The sequence below is a fragment of the Pseudomonas sp. LY-1 genome, from assembly GCF_053502595.1.
On sequence record NZ_CP094353.1, the window covers coordinates 739,998 to 754,961 of the forward strand.

Annotated in this window: 17 protein-coding genes; 3 read left to right on the forward strand and 14 right to left on the reverse strand. The window is 63.6% G+C overall.

Annotation, left to right across the window (positions count from 1 at the left end; translation table 11 throughout):
- Positions 1-21: 21 nt before the first annotated feature.
- From MOQ67_RS03280 to MOQ67_RS03335, 12 genes are read right to left on the reverse strand one after another with little or no spacing between them, the layout of a single operon-like run.
- Positions 22-2,352 (reverse strand): MMPL family transporter, encoded by a 2,331-nt coding sequence (locus MOQ67_RS03280; protein ID WP_198718321.1) that lies wholly within the window; start codon positions 2,350-2,352, stop codon positions 22-24.
- Positions 2,324-3,010: an outer membrane lipoprotein carrier protein LolA gene (locus MOQ67_RS03285; protein ID WP_046490798.1), complete on the reverse strand. Its 687-nt coding sequence runs from the start codon at positions 3,008-3,010 to the stop codon at positions 2,324-2,326. The genes MOQ67_RS03280 and MOQ67_RS03285 overlap by 29 nt, the downstream gene beginning before the upstream one ends.
- Complete coding sequence (locus tag MOQ67_RS03290) at positions 3,004-3,432, reverse strand: acyl-CoA thioesterase (RefSeq protein WP_079442692.1); 429 nt, start codon at positions 3,430-3,432, stop codon at positions 3,004-3,006. The genes MOQ67_RS03285 and MOQ67_RS03290 overlap by 7 nt, the downstream gene beginning before the upstream one ends.
- Entirely contained in the window at positions 3,425-4,966 is a 1,542-nt protein-coding gene (locus MOQ67_RS03295; protein ID WP_079442693.1) for an HAL/PAL/TAL family ammonia-lyase, read from the reverse strand. Before MOQ67_RS03295 ends, MOQ67_RS03290 begins: the two co-directional genes overlap by 8 nt.
- A complete protein-coding gene (locus MOQ67_RS03300) occupies positions 4,950-5,885 on the reverse strand; it encodes an LpxL/LpxP family acyltransferase (RefSeq protein ID WP_198718322.1) in 936 nt (311 codons plus the stop codon). Before MOQ67_RS03300 ends, MOQ67_RS03295 begins: the two co-directional genes overlap by 17 nt.
- Complete coding sequence (locus tag MOQ67_RS03305; RefSeq protein ID WP_079442695.1) at positions 5,882-6,616, reverse strand: glycosyltransferase family 2 protein; 735 nt, start codon at positions 6,614-6,616, stop codon at positions 5,882-5,884. Before MOQ67_RS03305 ends, MOQ67_RS03300 begins: the two co-directional genes overlap by 4 nt.
- Positions 6,609-8,279 carry an acyl-CoA synthetase family protein gene (locus MOQ67_RS03310; RefSeq protein WP_198718323.1) on the reverse strand — a complete coding sequence of 557 codons (1,671 nt, stop codon included), beginning with the start codon at positions 8,277-8,279 and terminating at the stop codon, positions 6,609-6,611. Before MOQ67_RS03310 ends, MOQ67_RS03305 begins: the two co-directional genes overlap by 8 nt.
- Entirely contained in the window at positions 8,276-8,821 is a 546-nt protein-coding gene (locus MOQ67_RS03315; RefSeq protein WP_017849834.1) for a COG4648 family protein, read from the reverse strand. Before MOQ67_RS03315 ends, MOQ67_RS03310 begins: the two co-directional genes overlap by 4 nt.
- Positions 8,818-9,072 carry an acyl carrier protein gene (locus tag MOQ67_RS03320; RefSeq protein ID WP_198718324.1) on the reverse strand — a complete coding sequence of 85 codons (255 nt, stop codon included), beginning with the start codon at positions 9,070-9,072 and terminating at the stop codon, positions 8,818-8,820. Before MOQ67_RS03320 ends, MOQ67_RS03315 begins: the two co-directional genes overlap by 4 nt.
- 9 nt (positions 9,073-9,081) lie before the next feature.
- On the reverse strand, positions 9,082-9,351 hold the full coding sequence (locus MOQ67_RS03325) for a phosphopantetheine-binding protein (RefSeq protein ID WP_102617199.1): 270 nt from the start codon (positions 9,349-9,351) through the stop codon (positions 9,082-9,084).
- Positions 9,329-10,141: a lysophospholipid acyltransferase family protein gene (locus MOQ67_RS03330; RefSeq protein ID WP_198718325.1), complete on the reverse strand. Its 813-nt coding sequence runs from the start codon at positions 10,139-10,141 to the stop codon at positions 9,329-9,331. Before MOQ67_RS03330 ends, MOQ67_RS03325 begins: the two co-directional genes overlap by 23 nt.
- Positions 10,117-10,836: a beta-ketoacyl synthase chain length factor gene (locus tag MOQ67_RS03335; protein WP_017849830.1), complete on the reverse strand. Its 720-nt coding sequence runs from the start codon at positions 10,834-10,836 to the stop codon at positions 10,117-10,119. Before MOQ67_RS03335 ends, MOQ67_RS03330 begins: the two co-directional genes overlap by 25 nt.
- A 337-nt stretch (positions 10,837-11,173) precedes the next feature.
- Between MOQ67_RS03335 and MOQ67_RS03340 the strand changes: the two genes are divergently transcribed.
- Positions 11,174-11,944, forward strand: a complete 771-nt coding sequence (locus tag MOQ67_RS03340; RefSeq protein WP_017849829.1) for a ParA family protein — start codon at positions 11,174-11,176, stop codon at positions 11,942-11,944.
- 113 nt (positions 11,945-12,057) lie between these two features.
- On the opposite strand, the gene trxC is transcribed toward MOQ67_RS03340, so the two are convergent.
- Complete coding sequence (gene trxC, locus MOQ67_RS03345; protein WP_017849828.1) at positions 12,058-12,492, reverse strand: thioredoxin TrxC; 435 nt, start codon at positions 12,490-12,492, stop codon at positions 12,058-12,060.
- Positions 12,493-12,729: 237 nt separating this feature from the next.
- Between trxC and MOQ67_RS03350 the strand changes: the two genes are divergently transcribed.
- Both MOQ67_RS03350 and MOQ67_RS03355 read left to right on the forward strand, forming a co-directional pair.
- Positions 12,730-13,017: a type II toxin-antitoxin system HigB family toxin gene (locus tag MOQ67_RS03350; protein WP_198718326.1), complete on the forward strand. Its 288-nt coding sequence runs from the start codon at positions 12,730-12,732 to the stop codon at positions 13,015-13,017.
- Between the two features lie 7 nt (positions 13,018-13,024).
- Positions 13,025-13,426, forward strand: coding sequence for a helix-turn-helix domain-containing protein (locus MOQ67_RS03355; protein WP_198718327.1), 402 nt, complete (start codon positions 13,025-13,027; stop codon positions 13,424-13,426).
- A gap of 41 nt (positions 13,427-13,467) precedes the next feature.
- Here MOQ67_RS03355 and selO read toward each other — a convergent pair whose 3' ends face one another.
- The gene (gene selO, locus MOQ67_RS03360) at positions 13,468-14,931 is read right to left on the reverse strand and encodes a protein adenylyltransferase SelO (protein WP_169884401.1); all 1,464 of its coding nucleotides are present in this window, start codon (positions 14,929-14,931) and stop codon (positions 13,468-13,470) included.
- Positions 14,932-14,964 lie beyond the last annotated feature (33 nt).

The following is a 14,964-nucleotide window of genomic DNA, read 5'->3' on the forward strand; positions in this document are numbered from 1 at the left end:
CCGCTTTGGCGATAATCACATTCATGAGGCGTGCTTCTGTCGGCCGGCCCAGGGCGCCAGCATAAAGCTGAAGGCCAGGCCCAGGCTGACCGACAGGCCGAAATTACTCACCGCGGGTGTACTCGACAGCGCCAGCAGGCCGAACGACAACCAGGTCGTCAGTGCCGCCAGCAGTGTTCCTAATAAGCTGACCGCAGGCCCGCCGATCTGTTCACGCATCAGGATCGCGTAGTCGACGCTGATGGCGGTGACCAGCAGCAGGCCGAACAGGCTGAACAGCGTCAGCGGCTGGCCCAGCCAACCGAGGCTGGCCAGGCTGCACAGCGCGGCCAGCAACGGCAGGGCGACGATGCGCAGCGCGCCACCAAAGCCGAAGGGCACGATCAGCAACAGCACGATCAGCCCGCACGACATCAACTTCAATTCAGCCGCGCTGATCTGCGTGGCGGCGAACACCCGGTTCAACTCCCCCAGGCGATCCACCAGTTGCACCCCCGGCAAATCCGCGGCCTGCACCTGCAGCAGCGCCGGGTCGCTCAAGCCTTGCAGGCTGATCATGGCTGCCACACCGCCGTCGACCGGGCCCAGCCACAGGGTGCGCCAGGGTTCGGCCAGTGGCCCGAGCAGCGCAGCGTCGATGTCTTGGGTGGGCAGCGCTTGCAGTTGAGCGACTTCGGCTTGCAGCGCGCCGACGGGCACGCCGAGGTCGAGCAGCGGTTGCCAGTGCGCGGGAAGTGCATTCAGCGCCTCGCGCAGCTGTTGTTGCTCGGCGGGCAGGTTGACCAGCTGGTTCAGCGCCAGATAACCCTGGAGCTTGTCCATATTCACCAACTGTTCCAGGCGCTGGCCCAGGGCGGCCTGGCGTTCCAGCAACTGCTGCTGATTGTCGGCGCGCACCAGGAAGAACTGGCTGGTGGGTTGGAACCCGGTGATCCGCGCCACGGCCTGGGCTTCCTGCAGTAATTGCGGCGGGGCGCCGATCCACTGGCGCAGATCGTTTTTACTGTTCAACTGCCACAAGCCGCCGGCGCAAAACAGCAGCACCCACACCAGCAGCACCGCGCTCGGCACGCGCTTGATCAACCCGGAACGCATCAGCCACAGGCGCTCGGCGATGCGCAACGGCCATTGCGCCGGGCGCAGGTCGACACCCTGGAGCAGCGCCGGCAACAGGCACACGGCCGACAGGTACGCACCGACCAGGCCGGCAGCGGAGAATACGGCGATCTGGGTCAGCGCCGGGAACGGCGTCCAGGCCAGCGCCAGGTAACCGATGCAACTGGTCGCCAGGCTCAGGCTCAGGCCCGGCAGGGTCAGGCGCAACGCCGGCCAACTGCGCCACGGCTGCAGGCTCCAGCTTTTCGACAAATAGTGCAGCGGGTAGTCCACCGCCACGCCGATCAGGCTGGAGCCGAGCACCAGCGTCATCACATGCATATGCCCGAACAGCGCCACACAGGCCACCGCGCCGAACAGCATGCCCACCATCACCGGCACGAAGGCCAGCAGCACGCGCCAGCGGCGGAACGCCAGGAGCAACAGCAGCAGAATGCCGAGGGTGGCGCCGCCGCCGACCCAGGTGATTTCGCGGCTGGCTTGCTGTTGCCCGCTGGCAGCGTAGAGCAAACCGCTGGCCGCGAGCAGTTGCGCACCGTGCTCGGTGGCCTGGGCGCGGCTGGCCTGGAGCAGGTCCGCGACCTGCAGCGGCAGTTTCATATCGAAGGCATTGCCGGTGGTGCGCGCACGCAACAGCACCCAGCTCTCGCCGTCGGCATCGGCAATCAATGCGCCGCTGCCGATATCCAATTGCACCGCGCCGCTCTGCGGCTGGCTGTTCTGAATGCGTCCGGTCAGGCCCAGCCAGTCGTCCTGGCTCGGCACCAGGCTGAACCCGGTGAACGGGTCGAACAGCGCTTGCACGCGCTGCTGGATGAAGGCGTCGGGGTGGTCGATCAGTTGCTCGCGGTCCTTGGCCGCGAGCATCGACAAACGCCCGCGCAACAATTGCGCGCGCAGTGCCGGCAGGTCGGCTTGCAGGTTCCATTGGACCTTTTCAAACAGGCCGCTGGCTTGCCAGCGCGCGCCCAGTTGCTCGGCCACGTTGACCGCTTGCTGGCGGTCGGCGTGCCCCACGAGGACCAGGATTTCGCGGTTCAACGGTTCCTGCATGCGCTGTTCGGCTTGCAGTTCGAGGGCGTCCGGCGTGTTGCCCGGCACCAGTTCCATCAGGTTGGCCGACAACGGCGCGCCATCGCGCCATTGCCAGCCGGCCAGGGCCAGCACGGCCACCAGCAGGGTCAGGAACAGGCGCGGCATTAAACGCTCACTGGGCAAAGTCGTGTTGCTCCGCATCGCTCAGGGGAAGGTCGGCGCTGCTGTCCTGCATGCGCAGCACAGTGCTGTCGCCCTGGGTTTCCAGCAGTTCGATGCTGTGGACCAGCGTGCCGCCATCGATATTGATCTGCTTGAACACTTGCTTGAGCAGCAGCGAGCGCGGGGTCAGCGTCAACTGCCACTGCTCGGCTTCACCCTGCAGTTGCAGGTCGAAGTCACGCTGCAAGCCGCTGCTGTCGCCCTGCAGCACGGCGAGGAACAGGCGGTTCTGCTCGGCCCCGGCGCTCTTGTTCGGCAGCGTCTGCCAGCCGTTGGCGTCACGCCGCGCAATGCCTTGGGTACTGATGCGGTAATCCTGTTGCAGCGGGGTTTTGAGCAGCCACAGCAGGCCGTGGTCTTTGGCCAGGACGAAGGTGCCTTTGCTGACCAAGGGCTGCGGCAGGGCGCGCAGGTGTTTTTCCTGGATGAAGCTGCCGTGGATCACGCTGGGTTTGGCCAACTGATCGCTCAGTTGCTGTAAGTCGAACCCATGGGCCGCCGCCGAAAAACCAAACAACGCGAACACTGTAGGAGCGAGCTTGCTCGCGAAAAACCTGAGGGCGCCGCGGGGTGTCAGGTGGCCAGCGTTATCGTTGACGATCTTCGCGAGCAAGCTCGCTCCTACAGGGGTCAGCATTTCAGGGCCCTTTCGATCGCGTCGATGAAGACGGTAGGGGACGCCAGTTGCATCTCGCGGCTGGCGATTTGTACCGCTACTTGTACCGTGCTGGCACGGGTCAGGCGTTCGCCGCTGGTGCGGTCGGTGATCAGGTAGTTGACCTTCAAACGGTTCTCCCACTCCACCAGGCTGGCGCGCACGTTGAGCGTCTGGCCGAAGGTGGCGCCGCGCACATAGCGCAGTTGCATGTCGATCACCGGCCAGGCGTAGCCCGACTCGAGCATCGCCGCGTAGTTATGGCCGATCTTGTCGAGCAGGGCGCAGCGGGCGATTTCCAGGTACTTCACGTAGTGCCCGTGCCAGACCACGTTCATGGTGTCGATGTCGAAAAACGGCACGAGGATTTCAGTGTCGCAATGCAGTACGCCCGGGCTACGCATGCAGCCTCCAGTGTTGCTCGGCGATGCGTTGCAGGCACAGGCGCAGCTCGCCTTCGAGGGCGCGGTCTTCGATCACCGGCGGGAAGTCCTTGGCCAGTTCGCTGTGCATCGCTGCCAACGCCGGCGGCAACGGGCGCGCCTCGGCGGCCTGGGCGCGCAGCCACACGCCCTGGTTGGCGGCGAGCAGGGTGGCGGCGGCGACCTGTTCGGTCAGCTCCAGCACACGGATCGCATCGCGGGCGGCGATGGTGCCCATGCTCACTTTGTCCTGGTTGTGGCACTCGGTGGAGCGTGAAAATACGCTGGCCGGCATGGTGTTTTTCAGCGCTTCGGCGGTCCAGGCGCTGGTGCCGATCTGCACTGCCTTGAAGCCGTGGTTGATCATTGCGCGGTCGGCCGGGGCGCCGGACAGGTTGCTCGGCAGGCCGTGGTTGTAACGCACGTCCACCAGCAGGGCGAGTTGGCGGTCGAGCAGGTCGGCGACGTTGGCCACCAGGGTCTTGAGGCTGTCCATGGCGAAGGCGATGTGCCCGCCGTAGAAGTGCCCGCCGTGCAGCACGCGCTCTGCTTCGGCGTCGATGATCGGATTGTCGTTGGCGCTGTTGAGTTCGATCTCGATGAACGAGCGCAGCCAGTTCAGGCTGTCGGCCAGCACGCCGAGAACGTGGGGCGCGCAACGCAGCGAGTAGCGGTCCTGCAAACGGTGCAGCGGCGCAGTCGGCGCATCGATGGCGAGGTCCTGGCGCAACCACGCGGCGACTTGCATCTGCCCAGGGTGCGGCTTGGCGGCGAACAGGCGCTCGTCGAAGTGTTCCGGGTTGCCTTGCAGCGCCACCACGTTCAGCGCGGTGATGCGCGTGGCCAATTGCAGCAGGTAATCGGCGCGGGCGAAGGCCAGGCAGGCGAGGCCGGTCATCACGGCGGTGCCGTTCATCAGTGCGAGGGCTTCCTTGGGCCGCAGGACCAGCGGCTCCCAGCCCAGTTCGCGGTGGACGTCGATGGCCTGGCGGCGTTCGCCACGGAACAGCACGTCGCGTTCGCCGGAGAGCGTCGCGGCCACGTAGGACAGCGGCGTCAGGTCGCCGCTGGCGCCCACCGAGCCTTCTTCCGGGATCAGCGGCAGCACGTCGTGTTCGAGGAACGCGTGCAGGCGTTCGAGCAGTTCCACGCGCACCCCGGACACGCCGTGGCACAGCGACTGCAAACGCGCCGCGAGCACGGCGCGGGTGGCTTGCGCGTCGAGCAACTTGCCCAGGCCGCAACCGTGGAAGGTGTACAGGTGCCGCGGCAGGGCTTCGACGTGCTGCAACGGCACCGCCACCACGCACGAGTCGCCATAGCCGGTGGTCACGCCGTAGATCACGCCTTCCTTGTCCAGCAGCGAGTCGAGGAACTGCGCGCCCTTGGCGATGCGCTGGCGATACGCGGCATCATCCTGCAAGTGCGTGGGCGCCTGACGATTGGCCAGGGCCAATACGTCTTCAATGCGCAAAGCGCGTTCGCCAAACGTTACCGGCTCAAGATGCGTCGTCATCGGTCTTCCAGAAAGGGTAAAAGTTGAACCATTGTTGGGGCGCTTCCAGGCAGAACTGGCCCAGGCGTGCGGCGTAGCGTGCGGTCCACAGGGCGATGACCTGCTCGCGGGTGCTGCGTTTCCATTCGATCAGTTGGGCAAACGGTTCGATGCTCAGGCGATAGCGGCCCTGGTGCTTGAGGCACATCAGCAGGTTGACCGGGCATTTCAGCAGGCCAGCCAGCAGCCAGGGGCCCTGGGGGAAGGCGGCGTCATGGCCGAGGAAGTCCACGCGCACCGTGCGCCCGCCGTGCAGTGGCACGCGGTCGCCGGCAATCGCCAGCCATTCGCCGTCGTCCAGGCGCTGGCTGAGCAGCAGCATGGTGGCCGGGTCCAGCTCGCTGACCTGGATCAGGCGCAAATGGGTCGCGCCGGCTTCGCCCAGCAGGCGGTTGAAGCGTTCGGCGTGCTTGGTGTGGACCAGCACGTTCATGGTGACTTTTTCGCCGATCTCCGCGAGCGCGCGGCACACTTCGAGGTTGCCCAGGTGCGCGCCCACCAGCATCTGCCCGCGTTCGCCGCGCAGTTGCCCACGCAATTGCGCCGGGTCGTGGATTTCGATCTGCTCGATGCGCAGCTTGCCGTTCCACACGTCGAGCTTGTCCAGCAGCGCATCGGCAAATGCCATGAACTGGCCGAAGACTTTGCGCAGGGTCGGGCGCAGCTCATCGCGGCCGCTCCATTGCGCCAGACGCTGCTGGTATTGCCAGGTGCTCTGGCGCGCGGTGCGGCCGAACAGGAAGAAGTACAGCACGATGCCGTACAGCAGCGGGCTCAACAGCCGGCGCCCGAGCAGCCTGGCGGCGACTGCGGTGAGTTTCATCAGCCAGAAACTGCCACACTCTTCGCGGTCGGCCCAGTGTTTGCTGCTGTCGCTCATGCCTGCCACCGTCGCCACAGAATCATCGGTGCGCGCACCAACATGCCGAAGAACAGCCGGGTGTGCATGGCCGAGATACGCACGTTGTCGCGGAACAGGCGGAAGTGCGACAGGCCGTCGGCGGGGTAATGCACCTTCGTCGGCAGCCAGCGCATCGGCTGGTTGCGCCAGGCCAGGCGCACCAGGATGTCCGAGTCGAAATCCATGTGGGTGCCGATGTAGGCCGAGTCCATCAGGGCCAGGGTCGGCCCCAGCGGGTACACGCGAAAGCCGCACATCGAATCGCGAATCTGCAGCGACAGTGTGTTGATCCACACCCACACGTGGGTCAGGTAGCGTGCGTACAGGCGGCCCTTGGGCACGCTGTCGTCGTATTCGGGGTAGCCGCAGATCACCGCCGTGGGGTGTCGGCGCGAGGTGTCGATGAAGCTCTCGACTTCGCGCAGGTCATGTTGGCCGTCGGCGTCCACTTGCAGGGCATGGGTGAAGCCCAGGCGCGCCGCTTCGCGAAAGCCGGCCATCACCGCGCTGCCCTTGCCTTGGTTGTTCGGCAGGGTGAGCAGGCTGACGTTGTCGAGGGTCGCCAATTGCGCCAGCACCGCCGCGCACGCCGGGCTGCTGCCATCGTCCACCAACAGGCATGGCAGGCCGCTGTCGAGCAGGCTGTGGACCACGGCCGGCACGGCGGTTTCATGGTTGTAGACCGGGATCAGGGCGCAGGGGTTATGCATGCGCAGGCTCCAGTTGAATCCGGCCACTGGAGCAGGCTGCGACGCCGTTGCGGTAGGCGAAATACAGCTTGCCGCGTTGCGGGTCGAAGCGCAGGTGCAGTTCGACGTGGTCGCCGGGGCGCACCAGTTGCTGGAACTTGAGCACTTCCATGCCGGCAAAGGTCGCCGGCAGGTCGAGCAGTTGCTGGCCGAGGTTGAACGCCCACTCGACCTGCACCACGCCCGGCAGCACCGGCGTCACCGGGAAGTGGCCGCTGAAGTAGGCCAGGTCCGGCGGGATGCTCAGTTGCAAGGTCCATTCGCCATCGGCTTCGACTTGCTCCAGCACCTCCGGGGCTTTCGGCCGGGGCGCCAGCAGCAGCGCTTCGATCTCGGCCTGGGGCAGCTTGCCTTGGCTGTTCAGCGGCAACTGTCGCAGTAAACGCCAGCGACGCGGCAGGGCCAGGGCTTCGCAGTGCTGGCTCAAGTGTTGGCGCAGGGTTTGCGTGACGGTGCGCCGGCCCTGGTTGCGCAGGGCATGCAGGCCGTCGGTGCTCAGCACCACGAGGGCGCCGAGGCTGGCGCGGTTTTCCTGGACCACGCCCAGGCGCGTTTCGGCGACCCAGGGGTGCGCCATCAGGGCCTGTTCGAGCATGGGCAGGGAGATACGTTTTTCTTCCAGTTTGACGATGCGATCCAGGCGCCCGAGCAGCTCGAAGCGGCCGTCGGCATGCAGGCGGGCGGCGTCGGCGGTCTGTTCGATATGCCCGGCGGGCAGGTACGGCGAGGCAATGCGCAGGGCACCGTCGGCGTCCTGGCTCAGTTCTACCCCGGCGAACGGCTGCCACGGCTGCGCGCCTTGGCGCCAGGCAATGCCGCCGGTTTCCGAGCTGCCGAGGATTTCCGTCGGCCATTGTTGCAAGCGTTCGTACAGGCTGGCGGCCGCGTCGAGGGGCAAGGCGCCGCCGGAGGAGAACACCCGCGACACTCGGCTCAGGGCCGGCCAGTCGAGGTTGTCGCCCATCCGCTTGAGCAGCGCCGGGCTGGCGACCCAGGCGAACCGTGGGTGCTCGCGGCTGGCGCGCTGCAAATCCTCCGGGAAGGCCAGCTGGCGGCGCACGAAGCTGCGGCCGGCGCACAACGGCCACAGCACGCGGAACAACAAGCCGTAGATGTGTTGGGTGGCGACGCTGCCGATGATGCAGGCGTCGTTGAGGTCCGCGCCCCACAGCGTTTCCAGGGCCTGCACCTCGTTGGCCAGTTGGCGCAGGGTCTTGTCGATGCGCTTGGGTTCGCCGCTGGAGCCGGAGGTACACAGGCTCAATTGGCACGCATCCAGGTCGAGGGCGGCCGGGCTCAACGGCGCCTGATACAACGCGTCCAGGTCTGCGGCGTCGGTCAGCCAGGTGTCGACGGCGTCGGCCCAGCGTTGGCGAGTCTGCGGTTGCAGGTCTGCGGGCAGCAACACGCCGACCCCGGCGCGCCAGGCCCCCAGCAGGGCGATCGCCAGCAGGCCGGCGTCTTCCAGATGCACCGCCACGCGCTGGATACCGCGCGCGTGCAGGCCTGCCGCCAGGCGCAGGGATTGCTCCCACAGCTGGGCGTGATTCATCGCAGGCTCGGTAGTGACCAAGCGCTGTTCCAACGGCTCAAGCAGCAGGTGCTCAAGTTTCAACCCATTCATACGCGGCCTCGAACCCTTTGTCGTACCAGCCATTCCACGGCAAACAACAGCCCCATCAGCCCGTAGGCGATCAGGCCGTTGTACAACGTCCACCAGCTCAGCGGCGCCCACAGGGTGAGGGCGGCGGCCAGCAGGCCATTACACAGAAAAAACACGCTCCACACCACGGTGACCTGGCGCGTATACACAATGGCTTTCGGCGGCAGTTGCGGGTCGGTCATGCGTGCCAGGCGCTCGACCATCGGCGGGCCGTATTTCAGGCTCAGGCCGAACAGCGCCAACATGAACGCGCTGACCAGGCTCGGGTACCAGCGCAGCAGGTGCGGGTTGTCGAACCAGGCCAGGGCCAAGCAGAACAGGATGATCGCCACCGCCATCCAGCGGCTGCCGGGGCGCCGCGCACCCGTGAGCGCGCGCAGCAACCACAGGCTGCCGAGCAGCAGGCCGAATTGCCACGGTGCAAAGTGCTCGGTGCCGTAATACACCGCGAAAGGGTACAGCAACCCCGCCAGCAACAGGCCAAGGCCGATCAGCCGGCTCATGCGGCCGGTTGGACCAGACGGTACACCGCCTCAACCACGTCGTTCACGGTACGCACAGTCTTGAACTCTTCGGCGGCGATTTTTTTGCCGGTCTGGCGTTTGATGTGGTCGATCAGGTCCACGGCGTCGATGCTGTCGATTTCCAGGTCCTGGTACAGGTTGGCTTCGAGGGTGATGCGTTCAGGTTCCAGTTCAAACAGTTCCACCAAGGCAGCGCGCAGGGTGTTGAAAATATCGTCACGAGTTTGCATGGTACGGTCTCAAGCTGCCTGTTTGGCCGTGACGAACGCCGCAAGGCTGGCCACGTTGGTGAAGTGATTGCGGGTGTCCTTGGCGTCGGCATCGATCTTGATGCCGTACTTTTTCTGGATCGCCAGGCCCAGTTCCAGGGCGTCGACTGAGTCCAGGCCGAGGCCTTCGCCGAACAGGGTTTGGTCGCTGTTGATGTCGTCGACGCTGATATCTTCCAGGCCCAGGGCCTCGATGATCAGCGTCTTTATGTCGTGCTCAAGGCTGTTTGAGTTGCTCATCTTCGGCGAGCTCCTTAATAAAATAGTGATGCAGGTAATCGTTGAGCTTGCGTGAGGCCTGGGGCGCGGGGCCGAGTGCGGCGAACGCTTGTGGTTCTATATCGGCACCCACCCGTAAACTGAAGTGAAAGCGGCGTTTGGGAATGCGATACCAGGGTTCGGCCTTGGTCAGGGTGGAGGGGCTGACCTTGATTACCACGGGGGTAATGATTGTCGCACCACGCAACGCAATCGCGGCGCCGCCGCGATGAAAGGCAGGCGCCGCGCCGGGTGTGGTGCGGGTGCCTTCTGGAAAGATGATCAGGGTCTGACCTTCGCGCAGCGCATCGGCGGCGGCGTCGAGCATGTCCGCGCTGCCGTCATTGCTGATGTAGCCGGCATCGCGCACCGGCCCACGGGTGAACGGGTTTTGAAACAGGCTCTGCTTGACCACGCAGTTGGTCTGGCGCATCAGGCCGATCAGGAACACCACGTCGATCAGTGACGGGTGGTTGGCGACGATCATCTGGCCGGGGCGCCCGAGTTTGTCGGCGCCGTCGACGCTGAACGTGAGGATGCCCAGGCGCTGCATCCACCGAATGAACAACCAGAACAGGCGACTGATGGTATGCCGCGCGCGCCGTTGGTGCTGGCTGGCAGTCCCCGGCAGGCAATTGAGCAACGGAAACACCAGTAAGCGCAGGCACAGCCCGCCGACGCCAAACAGCGCGAAGCTGGCGGCGGTGGCGAACAGGCGCCAGTAGTAGGCGTCCCGTGGCTTGTCGTTCAGGGCTTGCGTTGCCAGTTCCATACGCGGTTCTTCCAGGCGTGTTGGCAGGCGCCCTGTTCGGTCAACAGGGTGCGTAGCAGGTTCAGGGCATGAGGCCACTGGGTGTGAGTGTGTTGGACAGTGCCGGTGTGCAGTTCCAGTTGCCACTCGTCGCCCGGCGTCAGTAACAGGCCGAGGGCGTAGGGGAAGGGCACGTCGTGGATCCAGTTGGCGTAGGCCTCGGGGGGCTGTTCCTCGCTGATCACCAGCAATACCGCCGGGGCGCCTTCGTTGAGCAGGGCCGCCGCTTCGAGCATGCCGTGTTCCAGGCCATCGCCGGCGGCGGCGAGGGCGGTCATTTCGCTGGTTTCATTGCGCAGGATCGACCACAGGCCAATCACCGCGTTATGCACCGACAGGCTGAACTGGGTCGGCGACAGCGGCTGGTCGTTGGCCAGGTCGCTGAGGATGTCGAGGGTGCGCGGGGTTTCGCCGTGGCGGGAAACGAACACCAGCGGCAGGTCTTGCAGGCCCTCGGCCAGCGGCCAGCCCACGCTGAAAGCCATGCGCGCCAGACGGCTCAGGCGGCGGCGCTGCATGGCCGGTAAAAACGAGACGTCGGGGGAGGCTTCGCTGGCGGGTAGCAACACTGGCGCCTGGCACCAGGCGCGCCAGTCGTCCGCACTTTCGAGGCCCGGAGCCCAGGCGCGCCATTGGCTGATATTGAAATTGATCACTGAGAAGATATCCCGCCCCTGCGGGCTTCCATGCGCGGCCACTGGCCCCGAATACCGGGACAGGGAGCAGCAGCCGAATGGCGCGCATTATCCCGGTGCTGTGGGGTTCTAGCAAACTTTGGTAAATATTTGTTCACGGCCGATTACAATTTGCTGGGGAAGATTTACAGATTGTCCTTCACTGAGAACCGAGCTGGATTGTCGGACTGTTCCTTTTCATTTGTACGTTAGATGCTAGCCCGGACCATTAATGCAGCAGTGCATGGATGAACGAGGTAGCTAACCGGCGCTTTTGCCCTCTACACTCGGGCATTCATTGGTACACGGAGGTTTTTCCATGCGGCGCGTGGTGTTCAATCAAAAAGGCGGGGTTGGCAAGTCCAGCATCGCCTGCAACCTGGCGGCGGTCAGCGCCAGTGAAGGTTATCGAACCCTGTTGGTGGACCTCGATGCACAAGCCAACTCTACTCAGTACCTCACCGGGCTGACCGGCGACGATATACCGATGGGTATTGCCGAGTTCTTCAAGCAAACCCTGTCTTCCGGGCCGTTCGCCAAGAAAAACCGGGTGGATATCTACGAAACGCCCTTCGACAACCTGCACGTGATCACCGCCACCGCTGAGCTGGCGGACTTGCAGCCCAAGCTCGAAGCCAAGCACAAGATCAACAAGCTGCGAAAGCTGCTGGATGAACTGAGCGAAGACTACGACCGGATTTACCTGGATACCCCACCAGCGTTGAATTTTTATGCGGTTTCGGCGCTGATTGCTGCTGATCGTGTGTTGATCCCCTTCGATTGCGACAGTTTCTCGCGCCAGGCGCTGTATGGCCTGCTGGCGGAAATCGAAGAATTGAAGGAAGACCACAACGAAGGCCTGGAAGTCGAAGGCATCGTGGTCAACCAGTTCCAGGCGCGGGCGAGCTTGCCGCAGCAGATGCTCGATGAGTTGATTGCCGAAGGCTTGCCGGTGCTGCCGGTGTACCTGGCGAGTTCGGTACGCATGCGTGAGTCGCACCAGCAGAACAAGCCGCTGATCCACCTGGACCCACGGCACAAGCTGACGCAGCAGTTTGTGGAGTTGCATAACCTGCTGGAAAACGCCTGACCTAAAGCACCACACAAAACCGATGTGGGAAGGGACTTGCTCCCGATGACGGTGGGTCAGGCGCAACATAAGCTGATTGATACACCGTCATCGGGAGCGAGCTCCCTCCCACACTAGACCCCTTGGCTGCGCAACCAGCTCATCAACTGCGGCAACGGAAACGCCCCACTCTGACGCGCCACTTCGCGGCCGTTCTTGAACAGAATCAAACTGGGAATCGAGCGAATCCCCAGCTGCGCCGACAACTGCTGATTGGCCTCGCTGTCGAGCTTGGCCAGCCGGCACTTGCCTTCCAACTGCGCGGCGGCCTGCTCGAAGATGGGCGCGAACGACTTACACGGCCCGCACCAATCGGCCCACACATCCACCAGCAACGGCAGGTCGCCCTTGATCTGGCTGGCGTAGTCGCCCTGTTTCAGTTCAAAAGGTTTGTTCAGCAGCACCGGCTGCTTGCAGCGCCCGCACTTCGGCGCATCGCCCAGGCGTTCGCCGGGGATGCGATTGAGGCCGTTGCAGTGCGGGCAGGGAATGACGAGAGGGTTGGACATGGTGGCGCTCCTTTGAGACTGGCCAATAGATCCTATTTGGAGTCGGGCATAGGTTTTATCAAGATCGAGGGTGGCGACGCATATGTTCACAGATTCGCCTGGGTTGATTTGCGCGTGGCTATCTAGGCTTTGAGGGCTTGTTCGACATAGCACCATTGGTCCGTTCGCGGTTATAGCAAATTGCGATAATTGGCGGTCGGGTTTAACCTTCATAGCAAGATGCGATAGGGATGTTGCATGCGAGTGATTAGTGCGAAGCAAATCCGAAATGCCAAGGAAAAATGGCCCCATTCAGCCAGTGCGTTGGATGAGTGGTATCGGAAAATAAAAGTCATCAGTCCTGAGGACTTTGCGGCGTTGAGATCGGTCTTCCCCGCGGTGGATAAGGTGGGCGTGCTGCACGTCTTCAATATTGGTGGCAACAAGCTAAGACTCATTGCGGCTGTGCGCTACCGAATGCAACGCCTTTATATCCGGCATGTTCTGGACCACCGGGAATACGACAAGGGTAAATGGAAGGAGTAACTGGAAAATGAGTGTACTGATCGAGCAAGTAGCCGAGCATTGGCAATTCATATCGCCCCTGTTGCGTAAGCCTAAAACGGAGGCTGACTATGACGTCTTGGTGGAAGCGCTCGACGAATTGTTGGATATCGTCGGGGAAGACGAAGCGCACCCGTTGATGGGGGTGGTCGATATCATCGGTGATTGGGTCGAGGCGTATGACTTGGAGCATTGGCCAGTGCCAGAGGCGAGCGGTGTCGACGTATTGCGATCGATGATGCAGGAGCACGGTTTGACGCAGAGTGATTTGCCAGGTGTTGGTGCTCAATCGGTTGTCTCGGAAATCCTCAGTGGAAAACGCCAGCTCAACGTGCGACAGATTCGTTGGCTGGCGGAGTTCTTCAAGGTGCCGGTGGACATGTTCATCTGATCACGACCAGGGTGATGGGCGATTTGTTGTCGATGTCATTCTTAAGATGAACAACTGATCTCCAAATGCTTGCCCCAATCCGGCGGCCGCTGCGCGTACTGCTCCATTCCGGCCTGCTCCTCGAACGGTTTGCGCAACACCTCGTGCAGCCGCCGCACTTCGCTGTAATCCCCCGACTCGGCGGCGCTGATGGCGTTCTGTGCGAGGTAGTTGCGCAGGATGTACAGCGGGTTGACCGCATGCATCCGTGCTCGGCGCTGTTCTTCGCTGTACTCTCCATCGCGCGCCACGCGGGCCTTGTACGCGTCTGCCCAGGCATCGAAGCCGTTCCTGTCGACAAACTCGTCGCGCAACCGCGCCACTGCGAGCGCCGCCGGTTCATCGCCCAGGTGGCGGAAGAACAGCGTGTAGTCCACGCCGCTGTTCTGCATCAATTGCAGCAGGCGCTCCAGCAGTTTCTGGTCATCGTCTTCGGCGCTGGTCAGCCCCAACCGGCGGCGCATCAGGTCCAGGTAGTGCGCCTGGTACAGCGGCAGGTACAGGCCGAGGGTTTCCTTCAAGGCGTCGACGCTGATAAACGGTGTGAGCGCCTGCGCCAGCGCGCTGAGGTTCCACTGCCCGATCGGCACCTGATTGCTGAAGGAGTAGCGCCCTTCATGATCGGAATGGTTGCAGACGAAGTGCGCGTCAAAATCGTCGAGAAACGCAAACGGCCCGAAATCGAAGGTGATGCCGAGGATCGACATGTTGTCGGTGTTCATCACCCCGTGGCAGAAGCCATAGGCCTGCCATTTGGCGATCAGTGCGGCGTTGCGTTCGACGACTTCGCGGAACATCGCCAGGTACGGTTCGGGCTGTTCCCGGCACTCGGGGAAGTGCAGCTTCAACACGTGTTCGGCCAGTGCCGCCTGCTGCTCGGGCTTCTGGGTGTAGTAGAAGTACTCGAAATGGCCGAAGCGCACATGGCTACGGGCCAGGCGCAACACCATCGCCCCGCGTTCCTGCTTCTCGCGCCAAACCGGGGTGCTCGAGCCGATCACACACAGCGCCCGGCTGCTAGGGATGTTCAATGCATGCAGGGCTTCTGATGCCAGAAACTCCCGAATCGAAGAGCGCAGCACGGCGCGGCCATCGCCCATCCGCGAGTACGGCGTCTGCCCGGCGCCCTTGAGGTGCAAGTCCCAGTGTTCGCCGGCGCGGTTATACACCTCGCCGAGCAGCAAGCCACGGCCATCGCCCAACTGCGGGTTGTAGGAGCCGAACTGATGCCCGGAATACACCATCGCCCGCGGTTCGGCTTCGGCCCACAGCTTGTGGCCGCCGAACAGTTCGGCGAACACCGGCGTTTCGGCCACGGCCGGGTCGAGGTCGAGCAGGGCCATGGCGGCGTCGCTCGCCACGACCAGGCGCGGTTCGTCGAGGGGCTCGGGCAGGACGTGGGTTGAGAACGCGTCGCCCAGGCGTGCGAAGCGATTGTCGAAGGTCAGTTCGTCGAGGGCTTTCACCGGCCATCTCCAGCAGAATGTCCGAGCATTCTG

Bases quoted from the DNA above. Each gene is read 5' to 3' on its own strand.
- MOQ67_RS03280 (WP_198718321.1), bottom strand. From the start codon at position 2,352: ATGCGGAGCAACACGACTTTGCCCAGTGAGCGTTTAATGCCGCGCCTG.
- MOQ67_RS03285 (WP_046490798.1), bottom strand. From the start codon at position 3,010: ATGCTGACCCCTGTAGGAGCGAGCTTGCTCGCGAAGATCGTCAACGAT.
- MOQ67_RS03290 (WP_079442692.1), bottom strand. From the start codon at position 3,432: ATGCGTAGCCCGGGCGTACTGCATTGCGACACTGAAATCCTCGTGCCG.
- MOQ67_RS03295 (WP_079442693.1), bottom strand. From the start codon at position 4,966: ATGACGACGCATCTTGAGCCGGTAACGTTTGGCGAACGCGCTTTGCGC.
- MOQ67_RS03300 (WP_198718322.1), bottom strand. From the start codon at position 5,885: ATGAGCGACAGCAGCAAACACTGGGCCGACCGCGAAGAGTGTGGCAGT.
- MOQ67_RS03305 (WP_079442695.1), bottom strand. From the start codon at position 6,616: ATGCATAACCCCTGCGCCCTGATCCCGGTCTACAACCATGAAACCGCC.
- MOQ67_RS03310 (WP_198718323.1), bottom strand. From the start codon at position 8,279: ATGAATGGGTTGAAACTTGAGCACCTGCTGCTTGAGCCGTTGGAACAG.
- MOQ67_RS03315 (WP_017849834.1), bottom strand. From the start codon at position 8,821: ATGAGCCGGCTGATCGGCCTTGGCCTGTTGCTGGCGGGGTTGCTGTAC.
- MOQ67_RS03320 (WP_198718324.1), bottom strand. From the start codon at position 9,072: ATGCAAACTCGTGACGATATTTTCAACACCCTGCGCGCTGCCTTGGTG.
- MOQ67_RS03325 (WP_102617199.1), bottom strand. From the start codon at position 9,351: ATGAGCAACTCAAACAGCCTTGAGCACGACATAAAGACGCTGATCATC.
- MOQ67_RS03330 (WP_198718325.1), bottom strand. From the start codon at position 10,141: ATGGAACTGGCAACGCAAGCCCTGAACGACAAGCCACGGGACGCCTAC.
- MOQ67_RS03340 (WP_017849829.1), top strand. From the start codon at position 11,174: ATGCGGCGCGTGGTGTTCAATCAAAAAGGCGGGGTTGGCAAGTCCAGC.
- trxC (WP_017849828.1), bottom strand. From the start codon at position 12,492: ATGTCCAACCCTCTCGTCATTCCCTGCCCGCACTGCAACGGCCTCAAT.
- MOQ67_RS03350 (WP_198718326.1), top strand. From the start codon at position 12,730: ATGCGAGTGATTAGTGCGAAGCAAATCCGAAATGCCAAGGAAAAATGG.
- MOQ67_RS03355 (WP_198718327.1), top strand. From the start codon at position 13,025: ATGAGTGTACTGATCGAGCAAGTAGCCGAGCATTGGCAATTCATATCG.